Source organism: Rhodococcus sp. AZ1 (assembly GCF_054979605.1).
This window is the reverse complement of the sequence record NZ_JBUEQF010000004.1, coordinates 54,609-77,418: the sequence shown is the minus strand read 5'-3', so window position 1 is coordinate 77,418 and position 22,810 is coordinate 54,609. Positions and strand designations below refer to the sequence as shown.

At 67.2% G+C, this 22,810-nt stretch carries 21 protein-coding genes; 18 read left to right on the top strand and 3 right to left on the bottom strand.

The genetic code is table 11. The features are described from left to right. Positions 1 to 24: 24 nt before the first annotated feature. From hisG to prcA, 7 genes are all read left to right on the top strand, one after another. Positions 25 to 873, top strand: a complete 849-nt coding sequence (gene hisG, locus ACY48E_RS06430; protein WP_462871303.1) for an ATP phosphoribosyltransferase — start codon at positions 25 to 27, stop codon at positions 871 to 873. A gap of 78 nt (positions 874 to 951) precedes the next feature. Then, on the top strand, positions 952 to 1,833 hold the full coding sequence (locus ACY48E_RS06425; RefSeq protein WP_462871302.1) for a tRNA (adenine-N1)-methyltransferase: 882 nt from the start codon (positions 952 to 954) through the stop codon (positions 1,831 to 1,833). 231 nt (positions 1,834 to 2,064) lie between these two features. Further along, positions 2,065 to 3,825 (top strand): proteasome ATPase, encoded by a 1,761-nt coding sequence (gene arc, locus ACY48E_RS06420; RefSeq protein WP_462871301.1) that lies wholly within the window; start codon positions 2,065 to 2,067, stop codon positions 3,823 to 3,825. 30 nt (positions 3,826 to 3,855) lie between these two features. After that, positions 3,856 to 5,355, top strand: a complete 1,500-nt coding sequence (gene dop / locus ACY48E_RS06415) for a depupylase/deamidase Dop (protein WP_462871300.1) — start codon at positions 3,856 to 3,858, stop codon at positions 5,353 to 5,355. 105 nt (positions 5,356 to 5,460) lie between these two features. Next, positions 5,461 to 5,652, top strand: a complete 192-nt coding sequence (locus ACY48E_RS06410; RefSeq protein WP_462871299.1) for a ubiquitin-like protein Pup — start codon at positions 5,461 to 5,463, stop codon at positions 5,650 to 5,652. Positions 5,653 to 5,714: 62 nt separating this feature from the next. Next, the gene (gene prcB, locus ACY48E_RS06405; protein WP_462871522.1) at positions 5,715 to 6,527 is read left to right on the top strand and encodes a proteasome subunit beta; all 813 of its coding nucleotides are present in this window, start codon (positions 5,715 to 5,717) and stop codon (positions 6,525 to 6,527) included. Then, the gene (gene prcA, locus ACY48E_RS06400; RefSeq protein ID WP_462871298.1) at positions 6,524 to 7,264 is read left to right on the top strand and encodes a proteasome subunit alpha; all 741 of its coding nucleotides are present in this window, start codon (positions 6,524 to 6,526) and stop codon (positions 7,262 to 7,264) included. Before prcB ends, prcA begins: the two co-directional genes overlap by 4 nt. Here prcA and ACY48E_RS06395 read toward each other — a convergent pair. Next, positions 7,246 to 8,778: a phosphatase PAP2 family protein gene (locus ACY48E_RS06395; RefSeq protein WP_462871297.1), complete on the bottom strand. Its 1,533-nt coding sequence runs from the start codon at positions 8,776 to 8,778 to the stop codon at positions 7,246 to 7,248. The genes prcA and ACY48E_RS06395 overlap by 19 nt on opposite strands. A 144-nt stretch (positions 8,779 to 8,922) precedes the next feature. Here ACY48E_RS06395 and pafA point away from each other — a divergent pair, with 144 nt between their 5' ends. The 7 genes from pafA to ACY48E_RS06360 all read left to right on the top strand — a co-directional run bounded on the left by pafA (position 8,923) and on the right by ACY48E_RS06360 (position 17,282). After that, positions 8,923 to 10,281, top strand: coding sequence for a Pup--protein ligase (pafA, locus tag ACY48E_RS06390; RefSeq protein ID WP_462871296.1), 1,359 nt, complete (start codon positions 8,923 to 8,925; stop codon positions 10,279 to 10,281). A 58-nt stretch (positions 10,282 to 10,339) separates the two neighbouring features. Further along, positions 10,340 to 11,344 (top strand): helix-turn-helix transcriptional regulator, encoded by a 1,005-nt coding sequence (locus ACY48E_RS06385; protein WP_462871295.1) that lies wholly within the window; start codon positions 10,340 to 10,342, stop codon positions 11,342 to 11,344. Continuing rightward, positions 11,341 to 12,309 (top strand): helix-turn-helix transcriptional regulator, encoded by a 969-nt coding sequence (locus tag ACY48E_RS06380; protein WP_462871293.1) that lies wholly within the window; start codon positions 11,341 to 11,343, stop codon positions 12,307 to 12,309. Before ACY48E_RS06385 ends, ACY48E_RS06380 begins: the two co-directional genes overlap by 4 nt. A 33-nt stretch (positions 12,310 to 12,342) precedes the next feature. Further along, a complete protein-coding gene (tatA, locus tag ACY48E_RS06375; protein ID WP_462871291.1) occupies positions 12,343 to 12,621 on the top strand; it encodes a Sec-independent protein translocase subunit TatA in 279 nt (92 codons plus the stop codon). A 21-nt stretch (positions 12,622 to 12,642) separates the two neighbouring features. Continuing rightward, positions 12,643 to 13,626, top strand: coding sequence for a twin-arginine translocase subunit TatC (gene tatC / locus ACY48E_RS06370; protein WP_462871289.1), 984 nt, complete (start codon positions 12,643 to 12,645; stop codon positions 13,624 to 13,626). 86 nt (positions 13,627 to 13,712) lie between these two features. Next, on the top strand, positions 13,713 to 16,478 hold the full coding sequence (locus tag ACY48E_RS06365; RefSeq protein ID WP_462871521.1) for a DEAD/DEAH box helicase: 2,766 nt from the start codon (positions 13,713 to 13,715) through the stop codon (positions 16,476 to 16,478). A 36-nt stretch (positions 16,479 to 16,514) separates the two neighbouring features. Continuing rightward, entirely contained in the window at positions 16,515 to 17,282 is a 768-nt protein-coding gene (locus ACY48E_RS06360) for a DUF4333 domain-containing protein (RefSeq protein ID WP_462871287.1), read from the top strand. A gap of 38 nt (positions 17,283 to 17,320) precedes the next feature. On the opposite strand, the gene ACY48E_RS06355 is transcribed toward ACY48E_RS06360, so the two are convergent. Continuing rightward, on the bottom strand, positions 17,321 to 18,337 hold the full coding sequence (locus ACY48E_RS06355; RefSeq protein ID WP_462871286.1) for a 5'-3' exonuclease: 1,017 nt from the start codon (positions 18,335 to 18,337) through the stop codon (positions 17,321 to 17,323). Positions 18,338 to 18,426: 89 nt separating this feature from the next. Between ACY48E_RS06355 and ACY48E_RS06350 the strand changes: the two genes are divergently transcribed. Beyond that, positions 18,427 to 19,578, top strand: coding sequence for a M24 family metallopeptidase (locus ACY48E_RS06350; RefSeq protein ID WP_462871285.1), 1,152 nt, complete (start codon positions 18,427 to 18,429; stop codon positions 19,576 to 19,578). A gap of 30 nt (positions 19,579 to 19,608) precedes the next feature. Here ACY48E_RS06350 and ACY48E_RS06345 read toward each other — a convergent pair whose 3' ends face one another. Next, complete coding sequence (locus ACY48E_RS06345) at positions 19,609 to 20,019, bottom strand: PPOX class F420-dependent oxidoreductase (RefSeq protein ID WP_462871284.1); 411 nt, start codon at positions 20,017 to 20,019, stop codon at positions 19,609 to 19,611. 32 nt (positions 20,020 to 20,051) lie between these two features. On the opposite strand from ACY48E_RS06345, the gene ACY48E_RS06340 reads away from it, so the two are divergent. The 3 genes from ACY48E_RS06340 to cobM are packed head-to-tail and all read left to right on the top strand — an operon-like array spanning position 20,052 to position 22,809. After that, a complete protein-coding gene (locus ACY48E_RS06340) occupies positions 20,052 to 20,813 on the top strand; it encodes an SDR family NAD(P)-dependent oxidoreductase (protein WP_462871283.1) in 762 nt (253 codons plus the stop codon). Further along, complete coding sequence (gene cbiE / locus ACY48E_RS06335) at positions 20,810 to 22,063, top strand: precorrin-6y C5,15-methyltransferase (decarboxylating) subunit CbiE (protein WP_462871282.1); 1,254 nt, start codon at positions 20,810 to 20,812, stop codon at positions 22,061 to 22,063. Before ACY48E_RS06340 ends, cbiE begins: the two co-directional genes overlap by 4 nt. After that, the gene (gene cobM / locus ACY48E_RS06330) at positions 22,060 to 22,809 is read left to right on the top strand and encodes a precorrin-4 C(11)-methyltransferase (RefSeq protein ID WP_462871281.1); all 750 of its coding nucleotides are present in this window, start codon (positions 22,060 to 22,062) and stop codon (positions 22,807 to 22,809) included. The genes cbiE and cobM overlap by 4 nt, the downstream gene beginning before the upstream one ends. Position 22,810: the final 1 nt, after the last annotated feature.

Below are 22,810 nucleotides of genomic sequence, written 5' to 3'. Positions count from 1 at the left end.
GACCCGATCCAGAGGAAGAACACCATGCTGCGCGTCGCCGTACCCAACAAGGGCGCCCTGTCCGAGTCGGCCGCCGAGATCCTCGACGAGGCCGGCTATCGTCGCCGAACCGACGCCAAGGACCTGACGGTTCTCGATCCTGCCAACCGCGTCGAGTTCTTCTTCCTGCGACCGAAGGACATCGCGATCTACGTGGGATCGGGTGAGCTAGATCTGGGGATCACCGGGCGCGACCTGGCGTGGGACTCCGGCGCTCCCGTGACCGAGCGCCTGGCCCTGGGGTTCGGGCGGTCCTCGTTCCGCTACGCGGCGCCCGCGGGCGAGCAGTGGTCGCCCGAGCGACTGGCGGGCCTGCGTATCGCGACGTCCTACCCGAACCTCGTCCGCGCCGACCTCGCGCGCCGCGGCATCGAGGCCTCGGTGATCCGCCTCGACGGCGCCGTGGAGATCTCGATCCAGCTCGGAGTGGCCGACGCCATTGCCGACGTCGTCGGATCGGGACGCACCCTGCGACAGCACGATCTGGTGGCGTTCGGCGAGTCACTGTGCGACTCGGAGGGCGTGGTGATCGAACAGGCGGGTTCACCGAGCGACGACAAGGCACGTAACCAGATGGTCGCGCGCATTCAGGGTGTGGTGTTCGGCCAGCAATACCTGATGCTCGACTACGACTGCCCCCGCGCGATCCTCGACGACGCGGTTCGCATCACCCCGGGTATCGAATCCCCGACTCTTTCACCGTTGGCCGACCCCGCCTGGATGGCGGTGCGCGCCCTCGTCCCACGTAAGGGCCACAACCTCATCATGGACCAGCTCGCGGAGCTCGGTGCGAAGGCGATCCTGGCCTCGGACATCAGGTCGTGTCGATTCTGAGCGATCCAGCTCTCCCGGAGTGTGATGCTCGTCCAACGTTTCCTGTCGATACCTCCCCTCAGCAGAATCGGGTCCCCAGTGAGTTCCAGCGAGATCACCCCGTCGACCCGTCCGACGGGTGCGTTCCGCCCTGGCGATCGGGTGCAGCTCACCGACGGTAAGGGTCGGCACTACACGGTGGTGCTCGAGCCCGGGCGCGAGTTCCACACTCACCGCGGTGGAATCGCCCACGACAGCCTGATCGGGGCCGAGGAGGGCAGTGTGGTGACCTCCGCGAACGGCACGCCCTACCTGGCTCTGCGTCCGCTGCTGGTGGATTACGTGTTGTCGATGCCGCGGGGCGCTCAGGTGATCTACCCGAAGGACGCGGCACAGATCGTCCACGAGGGCGACGTGTTCCCCGGAGCGCGGGTGCTCGAGGCCGGCGCCGGCTCGGGCGCGCTGACCTGTTCCCTGCTGCGTGCCGTCGGACCGACGGGGCGCGTGATCTCGTACGAGGTACGCGACGATCACGCCGAACACGCGGTGCGCAACGTCGACGTGTTCTTCGGCGCTCGACCGGCCAACTGGGACCTGGTGATCGGAGACGTCGCCGATGTCGACGTCGATGCTTGCGGCGGACTCGTCGACCGCATGGTGCTCGACATGCTCGCGCCGTGGGACGCACTCGATGCAGCGCGTCGCGCGGTGGTGCCCGGCGGGGTTCTCATCGTGTACGTCGCGACGGTCACCCAGCTTTCCAAGGTGGTCGAGGCGTTGCGAGAACAGCAGTGCTGGACCGAACCCCGGTCGTGGGAGTCGATGGTGCGGGGGTGGCACGTCGTCGGGCTCGCGGTGCGGCCGGAACATCGAATGCAGGGCCACACCGCGTTCCTGGTCAGTGCGCGTCGCCTCGCCGAGGGCACCGTCACACCGAAACCGCAACGACGCGCGGGAAAGGTCGGCGGCACTCCTGCGTGAACACCGCGCGCCTGCGGCGTACGACGCACGTCCGAGATGTGGCGTGCGACGCACCCGATCCGATCACGCGACCGAGCCGAATACAGGTGCACTGTTCACCTGCCGTCACCTGGGCGGACACCGGGAGATTCCAGCTCGGTCACGACACGTCGGGCGGGAGGTGCCGTTGGTCACCACGCACGTGCGCCGATCGCCCGGTAGCGTTGGTTATTCGCACCGGGAGGAGTCGCCATGAGCCCAACAGACAATTCGGATGCTGCTGCGCGAGCAGAACTGGACGCCCTTCGCGCGGAGGCCGCTACGCTCCGCCGCCGTCTGGCCGACTCACCTGATTCGGTTCGCGAACTCGAGTCCCGCATCGAATCGCTGTCCACGCGCAACACCAAACTGATGGAGACCCTCAAGGAGGCTCGCCAGCAGTTGATCGCCCTGCGCGAGGAGGTCGATCGCCTGGGTCAGCCCCCCAGCGGCTACGGAATCCTGGTCAAGACGTACGAGGACGACACCGTCGACGTGTTCACCTCCGGGCGCAAGATGCGCCTGTCCGCATCGCCGAACATCGAGGTCGGCGAACTGCATCCCGGACAGACCGTTCGGCTCAACGAGGCGCTGACCATCGTGGAGGCGATGGACTACGAGCGCGTCGGCGAGCTCACCGCGCTTCGCGAGGTTCTCGACGACGGACGCCGGGCACTGGTGACCGGGCATGCCGACGAGGAGCGGGTGGTGTGGCTGGCCCAGCCGCTGCAGGAGATGGCCGACGACGAGAGCCCCGACGACTACGACGGGCCGTCGCGCCGCCTTCGGCCCGGTGACACCCTCCTGGTGGACACCAAGGCGGGGTACGCATTCGAGCGGATTCCCAAGGCCGAGGTCGAGGACCTCGTGCTCGAAGAGGTGCCGGATGTGGGGTACGAGGACATCGGTGGCCTCGGTCGCCAGATCGAGCAGATTCGAGACGCCGTCGAACTTCCCTTCCTGCACAAGGAACTCTTCCGGGAGTACTCGCTGCGCCCACCCAAGGGTGTGCTGCTCTACGGCCCGCCCGGGTGCGGCAAGACGCTCATCGCCAAGGCTGTGGCCAACTCCCTCGCCAAGAAGATCGCCGAGGCCAAGGGTGACGACCCTCGCGAGGCGAAGTCGTTCTTCCTCAACATCAAGGGTCCGGAGCTGCTGAACAAGTTCGTCGGGGAGACCGAACGCCACATTCGCCTGATCTTCCAGCGTGCTCGGGAGAAGGCGTCCGAGGGCACCCCGGTGATCGTGTTCTTCGACGAGATGGACTCGATCTTCCGTACGCGCGGATCGGGCGTCTCCTCCGACGTCGAGACCACCGTGGTTCCGCAGCTGCTGGCCGAGATCGACGGTGTCGAGGGTCTCGAGAACGTGATCGTCATCGGTGCCTCGAACCGCGAGGACATGATCGATCCGGCCATCCTCCGCCCGGGCCGCCTGGACGTGAAGATCAAGATCGAACGCCCCGATGCGGAGTCCGCACTCGACATCTTCTCCAAGTACCTCGACGAGACGCTGCCCATCCACGCCGACGATCTGGCCGAGTTCGGGGGCGACCGTGCCGCCTGCATCACGGCCATGATCGAACGGGTCGTCGAGCGGATGTACGCCGAGAGCGAGGACAACCGGTTCCTCGAGGTCACCTACGCCAACGGTGACAAAGAGGTTCTCTACTTCAAGGACTTCAACTCGGGCGCGATGATCCAGAACATCGTCGATCGGTCGAAGAAGTACGCCATCAAGGCCGTGTTGGACACCGGCTCGCGCGGGCTTAGCGTGCAGCACCTCTTCGATTCCATCGTCGACGAGTTCGCGGAGAACGAGGACCTGCCCAACACCACCAATCCTGATGACTGGGCGCGGATCTCGGGCAAGAAGGGCGAGCGCATCGTGTACATCCGCACTCTGGTCACCGGGAAGAACTCGAGTGCCAGCCGGGCCATCGACACCGAGTCCAACACGGGCCAGTACCTCTGACCGCCATCATGATCACCTAGTGTCGACCGTATGAAGAGGATCATCGGTATCGAGGTCGAGTACGGCATCTCCTCACCGACCGAACCGACCGCCAACCCCATCCTCACGTCGACCCAGGCCGTGCTCGCGTACGCCGCAGCGGCAGGTGTGCCCCGAGCCAAGCGAACCCGGTGGGACTACGAGGTCGAGTCACCCCTGCGGGACGCGCGGGGTTTCGACCTCGGTCGCTTCTCGGGGCCCGCACCCGTGATCGACGCGGACGAGGTCGGTGCCGCGAACATGATCCTCACCAACGGGGCGCGGCTTTACGTCGACCATGCCCACCCGGAGTACTCGGCGCCGGAGGTCACCGATCCCCTCGACGCCGTGATCTGGGACAAGGCCGGCGAGAGAGTGATGGAGGCGGCTGCGCGGCACGCCTCCAGCGTTCCGGGCGCTCCACGGCTGCAGCTGTACAAGAACAATGTCGACGGCAAGGGTGCGTCGTACGGAACGCACGAGAACTACCTGATGTCGCGTGAGACGCCGTTCGCGGCGATCATCACCGGCCTGACGGCATTCTTCGCGTCGCGGCAGGTCATCACCGGTTCGGGACGCGTGGGAATCGGACAGGCCAATGACGAGCCGGGGTTCCAACTGTCTCAGCGCAGCGACTACATCGAAGTCGAGGTCGGTCTCGAGACCACCCTCAAGCGGGGGATCATCAATACACGCGACGAACCTCATGCCGACGCCGACAAGTACCGGCGCCTGCACGTGATCATCGGTGATGCCAACCTCGCGGAGATGTCGACCTACCTCAAGGTGGGAACGACGGCCCTGGTCCTCGACCTGATCGAGGCGGGTGTCGATCTCAGCGATCTGCAGTTGGCACGACCGGTCACCGCCGTGCACCTGATCAGTCACGACCCGACTCTGCGGCAGACCGTCGCCCTCGTCGACGGTCGCGAGGTCACCGCCCTCGCGTTGCAGCGGATCTACCTCGAACGAGTGGTGCGCCATCTCGACTCGACCGGTTCGACGGACACCCGCGCACGCGATGTCGTCGAGAAGTGGTCGATGGTTCTCGATCTGCTCGAACGCGATCCTCTCGAGTGCTCAGACCTGCTCGACTGGCCCGCGAAGCTCCGGCTGCTCGAAGGTTTCCGGGACCGGGAGGGCCTGACGTGGTCCGCGCCGCGGCTGCACCTGGTCGATCTCCAGTACTCCGATGTCCGGCTGGACAAGGGGCTCTACAACCGCCTCGTCGCGCGCGGCTCCATGCAACGGCTGGTCACGGAAGCGCAGGTGCTCGACGCAGTGAACACCCCACCCCACGACACCCGCGCCTACTTCCGCGGGGAGTGCCTGCGGCGGTTCGGTGAGGACGTCGCCGCCGCCAGTTGGGACTCGGTGATCTTCGACCTGGGCGGCGAGTCGTTGGTACGCATTCCCACGCTGGAGCCGTTGCGCGGCAGCAAGGCACACGTGGGAGCACTGCTCGACTCGGTCGATTCTGCGGCGGATCTGGTCGACCAGCTCACCACCTGACCCGTCGGGCCCGCTCGACGCGTCGGTAGGGTGATCGATGTAGGCGGCGAAATGCAGCGGTGAGCACGAACAGCACGGTTTCAGGAACTCGAGAAAGGCTCGGCGATGGCACAGGAGAAGACCACTCGTTCCGGCGGTGGCGACGATGACGACACCCCCGGCGACGGCGCGGCGGGCCAGGAGCGTCGCGAGAAGCTCGCCGAGGAGACCGACGACATTCTCGACGAGATCGACGACGTTCTCGAGGAGAACGCCGAGGACTTCGTGCGTGCCTACGTGCAGAAGGGCGGCCAGTGACGGCAGTCGGTTCCACCCCTGGCCCTCGTGAGGACGACACGGTGCTCACACCCGGCTCCGGCATGTCCTCGTTCACCGATCACCTGCGTCACCATGCGCCGCATCTGCTGCCCGAGAACCGGTTCGCGTCGGAGTCGGCCGCCGGTGGCTCACGGGCGGGAGAGGCGGACGTCGCGCCCCACGGCACCACCATCGTGGCGTTGACCTTCGGCGGGGGAGTGATCCTCGCGGGCGATCGGCGCGCCACGATGGGGAACGTCATCGCGAGCCGAGACGTCGACAAGGTGCACATCACCGACGAATACTCGGCCGCCGGTATCGCCGGAACCGCCGGTCTGGCCCTCGAGATGGTGCGACTGTTCGCGGTCGAACTCGAGCACTACGAGAAGATCGAGGGTATGCCGCTGTCCTTCAACGGTAAGGCCACCAAACTGTCGTCGATGGTGCGGGGAAATCTGGGAGCGGCAATGCAGGGGCTGGCAGTGGTTCCGCTGCTCGTGGGGTACGACCTCGACGCACCGGACGCAGCCACCGCCGGACGCATCGTCTCGTACGACGTGGTGGGTGGTCGATACGAGGAGCGCGCCGGCTATCACGCCGTGGGTTCCGGTTCACTGTTCGCCAAGGCGTCGATGAAGAAGCTCTACGACCAGGGTCTGTCCGAGGACGATGCCCTGCGCGTAGCCGTCGAGGCGCTCTACGATGCGGCCGACGACGACTCCGCGACCGGTGGACCCGACCTCACCCGCGGGATCTATCCCACCGCTGTGGTGGTCGGATCCACCGGTGCCCAGTTCGTCGACAGTTCACGTCTCGAGGCGGTGGCCCGCGCGGTCGTCTCCGAGCGCACCGCAGAGGGGGGGCAACCGCGATGACCATGCCGTACTACGCCTCGGCCGAACAGATCATGCGCGACCGGTCGGAGTTGGCACGCAAGGGCATAGCCCGTGGTCGGAGTGTCATCGTCCTGACCTACGCCGACGGCGTGCTGTTCGTCGCCGAGAATCGCTCGTCCGCCCTGCACAAGGTCAGCGAGCTGTACGACCGGCTCGGCTTCGCGGCGGTGGGCAAGTACAACGAGTTCGAGAACCTTCGGCGGGCCGGCATCGTCCACGCCGACACCAAGGGCTACACCTACGACCGGCACGATGTCACGGGCCGCTCCCTGGCCAAGGCCTACGCCCAGACACTCGGGACGATATTCACCGAGCAGCTCAAGCCCTACGAGGTGGAGATCTGTGTGGCCGAGGTGGGCAGGTTCGGCGAAGGTTCGCGGTCCCAGCTCTACCGGATCACCTACGACGGATCGATCGTCGACGAGCCCGAGTTCGTGGTGATGGGCGGAACCACCGAACCCATCGTCGCGGCGATGCGCGAGAACTACGCCGCTGGACTCGACCTCGCGGCGGCGGTGTCACTGGCGGTGACCTCGCTGCACGCCTCGCTCTCGCCGGGCACGGCCGGTGGGTCCACGGACACCGACACCACCCCGACCCTCGGGGTGTCCTCTCTGGAAGTGGCCGTGCTCGATCAGACACGGCCCCGCCGCGCGTTTCGTCGGATCACAGGCGCCGAACTCGAGGAACTGCTGCCTCAGTCGGCGTCGAGCTGATCGCGCACCTGCCCCTCCGAGCTGTAGATCGTCAGCGCCGAGGGGCAGGTGGTGAACACGAAGTGCCGACCGTCGCCGAAGACCTCGCCGTCCAGAGCGAGCGCACGGTGCTCGCCGAGTTCGCGTACGACGATCGACGACACACGACGGTGCTGATAGGTACGCGAGGTCGCCAAGGATCCGTTGAAGGCAGCCATGATCAGGCGCAGGCGTGAGAGCGGTACATCGGCTCGGAGGTACCGCACATCGAGTGCACCGTTGGTCATGCTGATTCTCGTCATCGGGACCTGGTCGGAGGGGTAGTAGTGGCCGTTTCCCACGAAGATCATCCATACCGATTCCGGGCGCCCGTCGATCGCCAGATCGAGCGGCTCCGCGTGCCAGAAGATGCGTGCCATCGCGAACGCTGCTGCGGGCCACTTACCCATCCGCGATTCGAGCTTCTCGCGCATTCGTACCGATTCCGGGTAGCCGCCGAGGCTGGCGGTGTTGACGAACAGTTTGCCGAACCGGCCATCGACGTCCACCCGACCGAGATCGACCAACGCCGACCGTCCTTCTTCGACGGCACGTAGCGTCGCGGCGAGATCGGCCGTCGCGGTGTCCTGAGCGAAGTGGTTGAGCGTGCCGCCGGGGAATACGGCGAGCGGCAGATCGTGCTCGGTGGCCACGCCGACGGCGGTGGCCACCGTTCCGTCGCCGCCGCACACCCCGAGCGCCCGGGTGGACGGTCCGATGGCGGACGCCAACGCGTCGGCGAAGTCGGTCCCGGGCTCGGCGGCAACGATCTCCGCATCCGGCAGAGCGGCGACGACCGCATCCACCACGGCCGAGTTTCGAGCACCGGCGTTGGGGTTGACCAGAACGAGAAGGCCCTTCCCGCCCGGAAGGGCGGGAGCTCGACCACCTCGACCGAGTTCGGGTGGCTCCTCCGGACGGACCGCCCACCACCGGCGCGTGGAGTAGGCGACGACCGTCCCCAGGGCGGCGCCGGCCACCACGTCCGACGGCCAGTGCACCCCGACGTGAACTCGTGAATAGGCAACAGCCGCGGCAACCGGCGCGACGATGGCCCCCGCCAGTGGCGATTCGATCCCGACACCGACCGCGAAGGCAGCAGCAGAGGCTGCATGACCGGACGGGAACGACGACGAGACCGGCGGTTCGAGGAGTCGACGCAGCGCCGGGACGGCCATCTCGGGAGGTCTGCTGCGCGGAAAGACGCGCTTGAGGATGCCGGTGGCCAGAAGGCTCGCCACCGCGACCGACAGCAATCCGCGCACTGCCGCGCGGGGCCGACGTCCGCCGGTCACCGAGAGCACTGCCGCGATCGCCATCCAGAGCTTGCTGTGATCGGCGGACTGCGTCAGCACCCGCAGGACCCTGTCGACGGTGGGGTCGGAGAGCGAGTAGCTGGCCTGCGCCAGTTTCACATCTCGTCGGTGCGCGGTGCGGCGTACCAGCCGCACCGGGCCACCTCGACTCGGTCGGCGGTCCTGTCGCGGTGCGGTCACCGGATCGACAGTAAAGGACGCCGCGTCCTCCACCGTCGTCGCCGCCATCGGCGAGGGCGGCGAGGCTCCGGGTTCTCACTGCGGTCGCGCGGCGCGAGATTGCCTCACCACCTGCAGGGGAACCGATCGTTGTACTGTCGAATCGTGCAGCGACGAATCATGGGCATCGAGACCGAGTTCGGGGTCACGTGCACCTTCCACGGGCACCGACGACTGAGCCCCGACGAGGTGGCGCGCTACCTGTTCCGCCGGGTCGTCTCGTGGGGTCGCAGCTCCAACGTCTTCCTCCGCAACGGAGCGCGGCTGTACCTCGATGTCGGATCGCACCCGGAGTACGCGACGGCCGAGTGTGACAACCTAGAGCAGCTCGTCGCCCACGATCGGGCAGGCGAGCGGGTGCTCGAGGAGTTGCTCCTCGATGCCGAGGAGCGCCTCGCGGACGAGGGCATCGGTGGAGACATCTACCTGTTCAAGAACAACACGGACTCGGCGGGCAACTCCTACGGTTGCCACGAGAACTACCTCGTGGTGCGTGCCGGGGAGTTCTCTCGGATCTCCGACGTCCTGCTGCCCTTCCTGGTCACCCGCCAGCTGATCTGCGGCGCGGGAAAGGTCCTGCAGACTCCCAAGTCGGCGGCCTTCTGCCTCTCGCAGCGGGCGGAGCACATCTGGGAGGGCGTCTCCTCCGCGACGACCCGCTCTCGTCCGATCATCAACACGCGGGACGAACCTCATGCCGACGCCGAGAAGTACCGACGCCTGCATGTGATCGTCGGCGACTCGAACATGGCAGAACCCACCACCCTGCTCAAGGTCGGTTCTGCGGCGCTGGTGCTGGAGATGATCGAAGCGGGCGTCGCATTCCGCGACTTCTCGCTCGACAATCCGATTCGCGCCATCCGTGAGGTCAGCCACGACGTCACCGGACGGCGACCGGTGCGGCTGGCGGGCGGGCGGCAGGCATCGGCTCTCGACATTCAACGCGAGTATCACGGTCGCGCCGTGGAGTATCTCGAGACTCGCGAACCCGACGCCGGCCTCGCCCGCGTGGTCGACCTGTGGGGTCGGATGCTCGACGCCGTCGAGGCGCAGGACTTCGCCAAGGTGGACACCGAGATCGACTGGGTGATCAAGCGCAAGCTCTTCGATCGCTACATCGACCGCTACGACATGGACCTGTCGGATCCGAAGATCGCGCAGTTGGACCTGGCCTACCACGACATCAAGCGTGGACGCGGCGTCTTCGATGTGCTCCAGCGCAAAGGTCTGGTCTCGCGCGTCACCGAGGACGAGCAGATCGACGCGGCCGTCACCACTGCGCCGCAGACCACGCGCGCGAAGCTGCGCGGTGAGTTCATCACGGCCGCTCAGGAAGCCGGGCGCGACTTCACCGTCGACTGGGTTCATCTCAAACTCAACGATCAGGCCCAGCGCACGGTGCTGTGCAAGGATCCGTTCCGGTCCGTCGACGAGCGGGTGGAACGCCTGATCGCCTCCATGTGAGAAACACGCAGGTGTGACCGACCAGCGGTCGTGACCGATCACCGGATAGGGTCGGCGCGTGGCGATCTCCAAAGTCGAGCGGCTGTTGAACCTGGTGATCTGCCTGTTGGCCACCCGGCAGTTCGTCACCGCCGAACGCATCCGTACCTCCGTCGCCGGCTACGAGGGTTGCGCGACGGTCGAGGCCTTCAATCGCATGTTCGAGCGCGACAAGGGCGAGTTGCGGGATCTCGGTGTCCCGCTCGAGACGGGCAAACCGTCGGCGTTCTCCACGGTGGACGGGTACCGCATCAATCGGGCCGAGTACGAACTCCCGGAGATCTCGCTCGCACGCGACGAAGCGGCGGCCGTGGCCGTGGCAGTGCGCCTGTGGCAGTCACCCGAGCTGACCGCGGCTGCGCAGAGCGCGGTACTCAAGCTGCGGGCGGCGGGCGTTCAGGTCGAACCGGACGCGACGCCCGCTGCCGTCACAGCGATACCTGCCCGCTCCCGCGGGTCCGAACCGGCGCTGGGCCGACTGCTGACGGCAATCGATTCACGTCGGGCGGTGACGTTCTCACATCGGTCGTCGCCCACCTCGGCCCCGACTCTGCGCAGGGTCGAACCCTGGGGGGTGGTCACCCACGCCGGGCGCTGGTATCTGGTCGGTCACGACCGCGATCGCGACGAGACTCGAACCTTTCGGATCTCCCGGATAGACGACGATGTGACGATTCTCGACAGGGGGCGGGACAGGAACGTTCACGTGGACAAACCCGCCGGGGTGAACCTCCAGCAGATCGTCGAGCAGGCCACCGCCACCTCGCAGGTGTCGGGCACCGCGTCGATCTGGGTGGCCGACGGTCGCGCTGAGGAGATCCGGCGAATCGGGGTCGAGCGGGAGCGCTCGATGATCGGTGGTCGCGTCGGAACGGTGGTGGCCGTCTCGGTCCGGTCCTGGGATTGGATCGCGCGCGTGATCACCGGGCACGGCCCGGATGCCGTGGTCCTGGCTCCGGAGGAGTTGCGGGTCGATGTGGTCGCGCGGCTGACAGCTGCCGCCGGTGTCGAGGGGCGCCGATGACCAGTGCCCGGTTCGCCGCCCGACTGGGTCGGCTGATCAATCTGGTGCCGTACTTCCAGGCAAACCCCGGCATCAGCGCCGCCGCCGCCGCACGGGAGCTGGGTCTGACCACGGAGGAGGTGCTCGAAGACCTGAATCAGCTGTGGGTGTGCGGGCTCCCCGGGTACGGTCCCGGCGATCTGATCGATCTCGCCTTCTCCGAGGAGAGCATCGAGGTGACGTTCTCGGCGGGGATCGATCGCCCGCTGCGGCTGACCTCGACCGAGGCGACGACACTGTTGATCGCCCTGCGCACTCTGGTCGGCTTGCCGGGGACGATCGACCAGGGGGCAGCCGTCCGGGCCATCGCGAAGATCGAAGAAGCCGCCGGTGCGGTCGCGGGGCAGGCAGCCACCGGCACGAACCCACCCGAGGACGAGAGTGCGAGCGTTGCCGCGGTTCGCGCCGCGGTCGGCGACGGATCGGCGGTGCGGTTGACCTATTACTCGGCCTCGCGCGACGCGGTGTCCGAGCGAACCGTCGATCCGATCCGGCTGGTCGTCGTCGACGATCAGACCTACCTGCAGGCCTGGTGTCGTGAGGCCGAGGGGGTTCGACTGTTCCGGCTCGATCGGATCGACGCGGCCGCGGTGCTCGACGAGCCGGCTGCGGCACCGACCGACGCACCGGTCGATGACGCCCTCGAACTCTTCCAGGACGACCCGTCACTGCCACTCGCACGCCTGCTGGTCGATCCCGATCACGCCTGGATCCTGGAGTACTACCCGATGACGCGGGTGGGGGTCGGGGGAGACGGCGCGATCGAGGTGACCATGAGATACGCGACAGCACCCTGGATGACACGACTGCTTCTCGGTTTCGGGAGCGCGGTACGCGTTCTCGATCCGCCCGAGCTGTGCGATGGGGTTGCCGAACGGGCCCGCGCCGCCGTGCAGGTCTACGACGATCTCGATCCTGTCCGGTAGCATCGAGAGCACCCGATCCGAGAGGTTTCCGTCATGGGCGCACTGAGCGTGTGGCACTGGGCGATCATTCTTGTCGTCCTCGTAGTTCTGTTCGGTTCCAAGAAGCTTCCCGACGCCGCGCGTGGGCTCGGCCGGTCGCTGCGCATCTTCAAGAGCGAGATCAAGGAGATGCAGAACGACGGCAAGGACGTCACGCCGACGCCGGCCCCGGCCCCGACACAGATCGAGGCCCCCAGCGCGACGCAGGCTCCCGCAGCGCCGGTGTCACAGCCGCAGTCCGTTCAGGGCAGCGGCGAGCAGAAGACCGCCTGAGCCAGACCCCGCATCACCGGCGTGCGCATCAACCTCGACCCCCGCAAACGTAAGCGCAGGGTAAATCCAGACGGCACCATGTCGCTGGTCGAACATCTCTACGAGCTGCGTACCCGTCTGCTCCTCTCGATTGCTGCCGTGCTGGTGACAACCGTCGTCGGCTTCTTCTGGTATTCGCACACCCTCTTCGGGATCGAGAGTCTGGGCGCCATCCTGCGCGGTCCGTACTGCTCACTTCCGTCGTCTGCCCGCGCCGACCTCTCCACCGACGGCGCATGCCGGCTGCTGGCGACCGGCCCGTTCGAACAATTCATGCTCCGCTTCAAGGTGGCCTTGACGGCCGGTGTCGTGCTGGCGTGCCCGGTCTGGCTCTATCAGATCTGGGCCTTCGTCACCCCCGGCCTCTACAAGAAGGAGCGCCGGTACGGCACGGCGTTCGTCGTGGCAGCAGCGGTTCTGTTCGTCGCCGGGGCGGTTCTCGCCTACGTGGTGGTGGCGAAGGCGCTGCAGTTTCTGCTCACCATCGGCGACAACGTGCAGGTCACGGCACTCAGCGGCGCCGAGTACTTCGGGTTCGTCATCAACTTGCTGATCATCTTCGGCGTCAGTTTCGAGATCCCGCTGCTGATCGTGGCACTCAACGCGGTCGGTGTGCTGAGCTACGAACGTCTCAAGGCTTGGCGACGCGGCCTGATCTTCGCTCTGTTCGTGTTCGCCGCGATCGCGACCCCGGGGCAGGATCCGTTCTCGATGCTCGCCCTCGCCTTCGCCCTGACCTTCCTGTTCGAGGTGGCGGTGCAGGTAGCGCGTATCACCGACAAGCGTCGCGCCTCGCGGTCCGGTGAGGCGTTCGGTGACATTTCCGACGAGGAGGCGTCGCCACTGGACACCACCCCGACACCACGCGAAGCCGTCGCGGCGGGCTCCGTCGCGGTGTCCGATCCGCTGCCGACACCCGCGCCGGTGCGTCACGGACCCGCAACCGACTACTCGGACACGCTCTGATCGGTACGACCCGCTCCCCGCACGCACGGTACGGCTAGCCTGGTCTCGTGGTCGCCGAAGCAACATCCCACGAGACGAGCCCACCGGTGATCGAGGCCGATTCCACGCCTCGACTGGATGCCTTCGCTGCGACCCTCTCGTTCCCCCTCGATCCCTTCCAACGCCGCGCCTGCACAGTTCTCGAGGATGGCGGCGGAGTTCTGGTCTGCGCTCCAACCGGGGCCGGCAAGACGGTCATCGGCGAGTTCGCCGTGCATCTGGCGTTGACAGCGGGCACCAAGTGCTTCTACACGGCCCCCATCAAGGCATTGAGCAACCAGAAGTACGCAGATTTCGTTGCCCGATACGGAAAGGAACACGTCGGGCTGCTCACGGGGGACCAAAGCATCAACTCCGATGCGGCGGTGGTGGTGATGACCACCGAGGTGCTGCGAAACATGCTCTACGCGCGGTCACCCGCCCTGCGAGGTCTGAGCCACGTGGTGATGGACGAGGTGCACTATCTCGCCGATCGGTTCCGCGGGGCCGTCTGGGAAGAGGTGATCCTGCACCTGCCCGAGGATGTACGCCTGGTGAGCCTCTCGGCAACGGTGAGCAACGCCGAGGAGTTCGGCGCATGGATGGAAACGGTGCGCGGGCACACGTCGGTGATCGTCGACGAAACTCGACCGGTGCCGCTGTGGCAGCACATTCTGGTCGGGCGGCGCCTGTTCGATCTTTTCGACGTCGACGCCTCCGATGGCCCACAGGGAACCATCGTTGATCGTGCGCTGGTCAGGCACGTGAAGGAGCGCGTGGCCGCGGATCGAATGAGCTCGTGGGAGCCCCGCGGCCGTGCGCGTGGTGGATACGGTCGCGGTGGAAGCGGACGATCGGAGAGCCGACCGATTCCACGTCCCGAGGTGGTGCGACTCCTCGACGAGCAGGGGCTGCTTCCAGCAATCACCTTCGTGTTCTCACGGGCAGGCTGCGACGGGGCGTTGAACCAGTGTCTGCGTTCGGGTCTGCGCCTGACCACGCCCGAGCAGGAGATGGAGATCTCGGCGATCATCGACCGGCACACGGCCGACATCCCGCGTTCGGACCTGACCGTGCTGGGGTTCTGGGAGTGGCGCGACGCCCTCGAGCGAGGTCTTGCCGCCCATCACGCCGGCATGCTGCCCGTCTTCCGGCACACCGTCGAAGAGCTGTTCGTCAAGGGCCTGGTCAAGGCGGTGTTCGCCACCGAGACCCTGGCGTTGGGCATCAACATGCCGGCGCGCACCGTGGTCCTCGAGAAGTTGGTCAAGTTCAACGGCGAATCGCACGCCGCACTGTCGGCGGGGGAGTACACCCAACTCACCGGACGCGCAGGCCGCCGCGGCATCGACGTCGAGGGCCACGCGGTGGTCCTGTGGCAGGCCGGGGTCGAACCCACCGAGGTCGCAGGTCTGGCTTCGACGCGCACGTTTCCGTTGCGTAGCTCGTTCAAGCCCTCCTACAACATGGCGGTGAACCTGGTCGAGAGGATGGGTGTCGTCGCCTCGCGCGCACTGCTCGAGCGGTCGTTCGCGCAATTCCAGGCGGACGCTTCGGTGGTTGGACTGGTACGCGGCATAGAACGCAACGAGCGCACCAGCGCCGACCTGCTGGCCAAGCTCGGTGGTCCGGACTCGCCGTACCTCGAGTACGTCGGACTCAAGCAACGCCTCACCGATCGCGAGCGAGCGCTCGAGCGGCAGGGGCGCACCGACCGGCGCAACGATGCCGTTGCTGCGCTGGTCGAATTGCGCAGAGGCGACGTGATCTCCATTCCCGCCGGTCGGCGATCCGGGTTGGCCGTGGTGCTCGAGACCGATGAGAACGCCGTCGATCCGAGACCGCTCGTTCTCACCGAGGACAAGTGGGCCGGTCGAGTTTCGTCGGCCGACTTCCCAACGCCCGCAGCGGCATTGGGCCGCATGCGGCTCCCACGACACGTCGATCATCGAGCCGCACGCACTCGCAGGGATCTGGCCTCGGCGCTTCGGAGTACCGGGATCGTCGCGCCCGGTCGACAGGGGCGCCGACGGTCGACGGCCGCTGACGATCGCGAGGTGGCTGCGCTCAGACGCGCTGTCCGTGGTCACCGGTGTCACACCTGGCCCGATCGCGACAACCTTGCGCGACTTGCGGAGAAGTACGCGAGAGTGAACCGGGACACCGAATCGATGCGGCAGAAGGTCGGCTCGACCACCCATTCCCTCGCGCGCACGTTCGATCGGATTCTGACCCTCCTGACCGAGCGCGGCTACTTCGAACGGACCGGATCGCGTTCTGTGAGTCGGCCGGACAACGGTTCGGCGACCGAACTGTCGGTCACAGAACGCGGATCGAAGCTCGGCCGCGTGTACTCCGAGTCCGACCTCCTGGTTGCCGAATGCCTCGCACGAGGTGCGTGGAAGGGCCTCGGCGCTGCGGAGCTGGCGGCGGTCGTGTCGTCGGTGGTGTTCGAGTCGCGACAGGAGGGCGAGGCCCCCACGCAGGCACCGACGGGCAATTGTCGTGCTGCTCTGGCCCGGACCGTGGAGATCTGGGCAGACCTGCGATCCGACGAGATCCGCCTGAAGCTGCCCACGACACGCGAACCCGATCCTGGCTTCGTACTTGCTGTGTACAAGTGGGTACGCAAGGAATCGCTCGAGTCCGTTCTGATGGCGGGCGGTACCCAGGGCCGGCCACTCTCGGGTGGCGACTTCGTTCGATGGTGTCGGCAGGTCATCGATCTGCTCGATCAGATACGGTCGGCGTCGCCGGACGACGAAGTGGCGGCGACAGCAGTCAAGGCCGTTTCGGCGATCCGACGCGGTGTGGTGGCGGTCGATACCGCCTAGGATGTGTTCCGACAACAACGGCCACTGGAGGCGACGATGACCGGCCCGAACGATCCTCAGAATCCTGCGCAGGGCGGCGCAGACCCGGCGGACCCGACACCGACGCGTGCGTGGGACCGACCAGCGGCACCCGAGGACGCTGCACGCGCGCCGTACGGACAGGCGCCCCAGTACGGACAGGCGCCCCAGTACGGGCAGACACCCGACTACGGTCAAACACCCCAGTACGGACAGGCGCCCCAGTACGGACAGGCGCCCCAGTACGGACAGGCCCCGCAGTACGGGCAGACACCCCAGTACGGCCAGAGCCCGCAGTACGGGCAGACACCCGACTACGGTCAAACACCCCAGTACGGACAGGCCCCGCAGTACGGGCAGACACCCCAGTACGGCCAGAGCCCCCAGTACGGGCAGACACCCGACTACGGCCAAACACCCCAGTACGGCCAGCCTCAGGGTGCAGACCAGTGGAGTTCCGCGGCCCCTGCGCCCAAGAAGTCCAAGACCCCGTTGATCATCGGCGGGGTCGTGGGTGTCCTGGTCATCGCGGGTGCGATCGTCGCGGCGTCACTGTTGCTCGGTACGAAGACACTCGATACAACGGCGGCCGAGAAGGGCGTCGAGAAGATCGTCACCGACTCCTATGGCGGCAAGAACGTCAAGGACGTCTCGTGCCCGTCGAACACGAAGGTCAAGACCGGTGACACGTTCACCTGCACACTGACCGTCGACGGTCAGTCACGCAAGGTCACGGTGAAGTTCACCGACGACAACGGAACCTACGAGGTGGGTCGCCCGCAGTAGCTCCTGTTCGTCTCGAACACGCTGCCGCGGCCCTGCGCTCACGACGAGTGCAGGGCCGCTGTCAATCTCGCAATCGACGCTTCTATCCCCAGGGTCGCCGCGATCGTCGCCAACCGTGCGGCGTCGACCGGCTCGGCGGGTAGTTCGTCGCGTCGCGACAGAGCGACCGGAGCGTTGCGTGCCACGAGGACCACGGGGACGGCCGCCCGCACGTAGTCGTCGGCGGCCAGCAACTTCGCCCGCACCGAGGCGGCCATGTCGCTCGCACCGTCTCGCGCTGCTGCCATGATCGCGTCGAGTGAGCGGTAGCGAACCATGAGACTGGACGCCGTCTTCTCGCCGATGCCCTTGACCCCGGGCAGGCCGTCCGACGAATCTCCGCGCAGCAGGGCAAGTTCGGCGTAGCCGGGCCCCGGCCGATCCGACGGAACGCCGTACTTGTCGGCGACCTCGACGGGCCCGAACAACTCCGCTTTCGCCAGGCCTCGACCGACGTAGAGCACGCGAACGGGTATCGGATCGTCCGAGACGACCTGCAGCAGGTCACGGTCACCACTGACCACCACGACCGTGTCGCGGGGTTCGGTCGCCGCCAACGTCCCGAGGACATCGTCGGCCTCGAAACCAGGAGCACCACCGGTTGCGATTCCGACTGCGTCGAGCACCTCGAGGATCAGGTCCACCTGGGGGCCGAGGGCATCGGGAGCTTCCTCGGCGTCGGGCGCATCACTGTTGACCTGCGCCACTCGGTGAGCCTTGTAGGAGGGGATCGCATCCACGCGAAACTGGGGGCGCCAGTCGAGATCCAGGCACACCACCACGCGTGTCGGGCGGGTTCGAGTGATCAGCGACGCCACCATGTCCACGAACCCGCGAACTGCGTTGACCGGTCGTCCGTCCGGAGCCGTCATCGATTCGGGAAGGGCGTGGAATGCGCGGAACCACAAACTCGCCGCGTCGAGCAGCAGGAGGGTTCCACGGCCGTCCGCCGCATTCTCGCGACCGGCTTCGCCGCCCCGGTCGTCATGACCGACTTCGCCGCCGTGGTTGCCCATGCACATCACCCTGTCGAGGTCGACTCGACCCGCCGGGAGGCGGATCGTCCGGCCCACACACTAGCGGCGCAACAGCTAGCGTCGAGAGCATGAGCTCAGCACCGACCGCAGACCACCCGCCCAGCCGATTCGCATCGCCCGTGTACGCCGACCGGCTCGCTCGCGCCGCAGCGCTGGCCGCCCAGGCCGGTGTGGATGCGCTGATCATCACTCCCGGCGCAGACCTGCGATTTCTCCTGGGATCCACCGCCCAGTCGTTCGAGCGTCTCACCGCGCTGGTGATTCCGGCCGACGGGTCGCGGACGACCGTCGTGGTCCCGCGACTCGAGCTGGCCGGCCTGAGCGATTCGGCGGTCGCCGACGTCGGTGCAGAGGTACGGGCGTGGGTCGACGGCGATACTCCCCACGCGGTTGTCGCAGACCTGATCGGCCGTGGGGCTCGCACCGCGGTCACCGACACCATGCCCGCCCTGCATCTGCTCCCGGTTGCCGACGCACTCGGCGTCGCACCGATTCTCGCCACACCCATCATCGCTCGTCTGCGCATGATCAAGGACGAGGCCGAGGTTACCGCCCTGCGCACGGCCGGGGCGGCGATCGATCGCGTCCACGCGCGGATGGGGGAGTTCCTCGAGGTCGGACGAACCGAGGCCGCCATCGCGGCGGACATCACGGCGGCGATCATCGAGGAGGGACACACGGGCGCGGAGTTCGTAATCGTCGGGTCCGGGCCACACGGTGCGGATCCGCATCACGAGGTCTCCGATCGGGTCGTCGCTCGCGGGGACGTCGTGGTGGTCGATATCGGCGGTCCGGTGCACCCCGGCTACTATTCCGATTCCACCCGGACCTACGTTCTGGGCGAGCCCACCTCGGACGTGGCCGCGGCGATGGCGGTGCTCGAACTCGCCCAGCGGGCAGCTGTGCAGGCCGTCCGACCCGGAGTGCCCGCCGAGCACGTCGATGCCGCAGCTCGTGGTGTTCTGGCCGATGCCGATCTCGCCGAGTTCTTCGTCCACCGCACCGGACACGGCATCGGACTGTCCGTGCACGAGGAGCCCTACATCGTGGCGGGTAACGATCTGCCGTTGACCGAGGGTATGGCGTTCAGCATCGAGCCCGGCATCTACTTCCCCGGCAAATGGGGGGCACGGATCGAGGACATCGTGGTGGTCACCGCCGATGGCTGCGAGTCGATGAACACGCGTCCACACGAACTGACGGTTCTTCCCGCTTCCTGAGGCGTGCCGATCGGGCGTGGGGACGGCAAATCAGGTGCTGGGGGTTCGCAGCGATGCCGAGCCGATGACGCGGGTGACCTGCACGGTGATCACCACCCGCCGGGGGTTCTCCCGTGGTGTCCGATAGCGCGCGGCGTAGCGCGTCTCGCCGTCGGTGACGCCGTCACGATCTCGAACCACGGTGGCGGGGCCCTCGAGTGTCAGCCAGCGCGCGCCGTCGATCTGGGTGAGAGCGGCATAGCCGCCCCGCTCGGCATTGCGCACCTTCTGCGAACCATCCGAGGTGATCACCCTTGCGGTGGATGTCTGCGCATCCCAGGTGAATCCGACGGCGACGACGTGCGGTGTGCCGTCCGAACGCAGCGTCGCGAGGGTGGCGAGGTGGCGTTCGGTGAGGAACTCCTGCGCTTCGGCGGTCAGGTCGGCGGGGGTGGACACCATGTGCCGAACCCTAATCGAGGACACTGTCAGGCGTGAGCGGCACAGCGAGTACCCACGATGTCCCGACGCTGCTGGTGCTCGGCGGGCGCAGCGACATCGGGACCGAGATCGCCGAGCGGGCGGCTGCCGGGCACCGGGTGATCCTCGCGGCCCGGCGCAGCTCCGATCTGGTCGACGAGATCGAGCGGGTCACCCGAGCAGGTGCGGTGTCGGTGCACGCCGTGGAGTTCGACGCCGACGACCTGCCCTCGCACGCCGGTCTGGTTCATGATCTGCGACGCGTGCACGGGTCCATCGACATCGTGGTGCTGGCCTTCGGGATTCTCGGCGATCAGGCGCGGGCAGAGGTCGACCCCGAGCACGCCGTCGCGATCGTGCACACCGACTACGTGGCGCAGGTGTCCATGCTGACCGTGCTGGCAGCCGCGTTGCGCGAGCAGGGCTCCGGGACCGTCGTGGTGTTCTCGTCGGTGGCCGGGGCGCGTGTGCGTCGGGCCAACTACGTGTACGGCTCGGCCAAGGCCGGTCTGGACGGGTTCGCGAGCGGTCTGGCGGATGCGTTGCACGGCAGCGGGGTTCGATTGATCCTGGTCCGCCCCGGATTCGTGATCGGCCGGATGACCGAGGGGATGGACCCGGCACCTCTGTCGAGCACACCCGGCCAGGTTGCCGACGCAGTGGTGCGGGCCCTGGGGTCATCCCGTTCGGTGGTGTGGGTGCCATGGGCCCTTCGGCCCACCTTCTTCGTGTTGAAGCTGCTTCCGCGGTGGCTGTGGCGCCGGATGCCCCGATGACCGACAGAACACCGGAGCAGGACAGTGCACGGCGCATCACGGTGGTGGGCATCGGTGCGGACGGCTCCACCGGTCTGAGTCGGGCGTCGCTCGACGCCATCTCGCGGTCGGATGTTCTCTTCGGATCCGCACGTCAACTCGCATCCGTTGCCGCCGAGCACTTCTCGGGTGAGCGGATCGCGTGGCCCACACCCCTGATGCCGAACCTCGAGTCGGTGCTCGGCAGGTACGCCGACCGGCTGCGGTGTGTACTCGCCAGCGGCGACCCGATGTTCCACGGCATCGGGGCCACCCTCGCCGCACTGCTGGGGTCGCAGGCACTCGAGGTGTATTCACACCCGTCGTCGGTGTCGTTGGCCGCCGCACGGCTGGGCTGGCCGCTGCACGAGGTGGAGGTGGTGTCCCTGGTGACCGCACCCGCCGAGACCCTGCTTCCGATGCTGTGTCCCGGTCGCAGAGTCCTGGTGTTGGCGCGCAACCGATCGACCGTCGTCGAGGTTGCGGACCTTCTGCGCACCCACCATCTCGGTCGCACATCCATCGCCGCCCTGTGCCGGCTGGGAGCGAGGGACGAGAGCATCGCCACAGCGACCGCCGAGGCATGGTCCGGCCCGGCGGCCGACGACTTGACGGTCCTCGCACTAACGGTTGCCCCGAGTGCGGCACACGAGCACATGGCGCCGACACCGGGACTGGCGGACCACAACTACGGCGGCGACGGTCAGCTGACCAAGTCGGAGATACGAGCGCTGACGCTCGCGGCTCTCGCACCCGCACCGGGCGAGTTGCTCTGGGACGTCGGCGGTGGGTCCGGAAGTGTGGCCATCGAGTGGTTGCGCACTCATCCCAGCTGTCGCGCGGAGATTTTCGAGCAGTCGGCTGCTCGTCGGAGCACCATCGCGGCGAACGCCCTCGCCCTGGGTGTGCCGCGACTGCGCGTTCACGGATCTGCACCGGAGAGTTTCCCGGACGGCCCTCGACCCGACGCGGTGTTCGTCGGCGGCGGGGTGAGCACCGAGGGGCTGCTCGAGCGGTGCTGGCAGAGCGTTCGGCCGGGCGGCCGGATTGTGGTCAACGCGGTGACCGCGGAGTCGGAGTCACTGGTCCTGCAGTGGTACCACCGCTACGGCGGGCTGCTGCGCAAGTTCCAGATCTATCGGGGAGAGGCGCTCGGTTCGTTCACCACCTGGCGCCCACACCTGCCGGTCACCCAGTGGGTCACCACCACGGCCGAGGAGCCCACCCCGTGACCGTTCACTTCATCGGCGCCGGCCCCGGCGCCGCGGACCTGGTGACCGTGCGCGCAGCGCGGATCATCGCCAGCGTGCCCCTGGTGATCTACGCGGGCAGCCTGGTACCGACCGAACTGCTCGACTCGGTCCGTGGTGACGCCAGAGTGATCGACAGCGCTCGAATGACACTGGACGCCATCGTCGGCGAACTGATCGACGCGCATCGGGCCGGGATGGACGTCGCGCGTGTGCATTCCGGCGACGTCTCGATCTATAGCGCGGTCGCCGAGCAGGTTCGCCGACTGGGCGCCGCGGGCGTGCCGTACGAGATGGTTCCCGGTGTTCCCTCGTTCGCCGCCGCCGCCGCCGCCCTGGGTAGGGAGCTGACCGTGCCGGGGATCTCGCAGACGGTCGTCCTGACGCGAGTCTCCACGCTCTCCACGGCGATGCCCGAAGGTGAGGATCTGCCGAGCCTGGCCCGCAGCGGGGCCACCATGGTTGTTCACCTCGGCGCCCATCGCATCGACCAGATCGCCGATGAACTACTCCCCCCGTACGGATCCGACTGCCCTGCAGCGGCGGTCGCGTTCGCCAGCAGGCCGGATCAGATCGTGGTGCGCTGCACGGTGGGCACGCTGGCCGCATCGGTCCGTCAGGCGGGGATCACCCGGACCGCGGCGGTGGTGGTGGGCCCTGCTCTGGCCGCCGAGGGATTTCCGGACAGCTTCCTCTACTCGGCGGCTCGACGCCGCCTCGACCACTGAC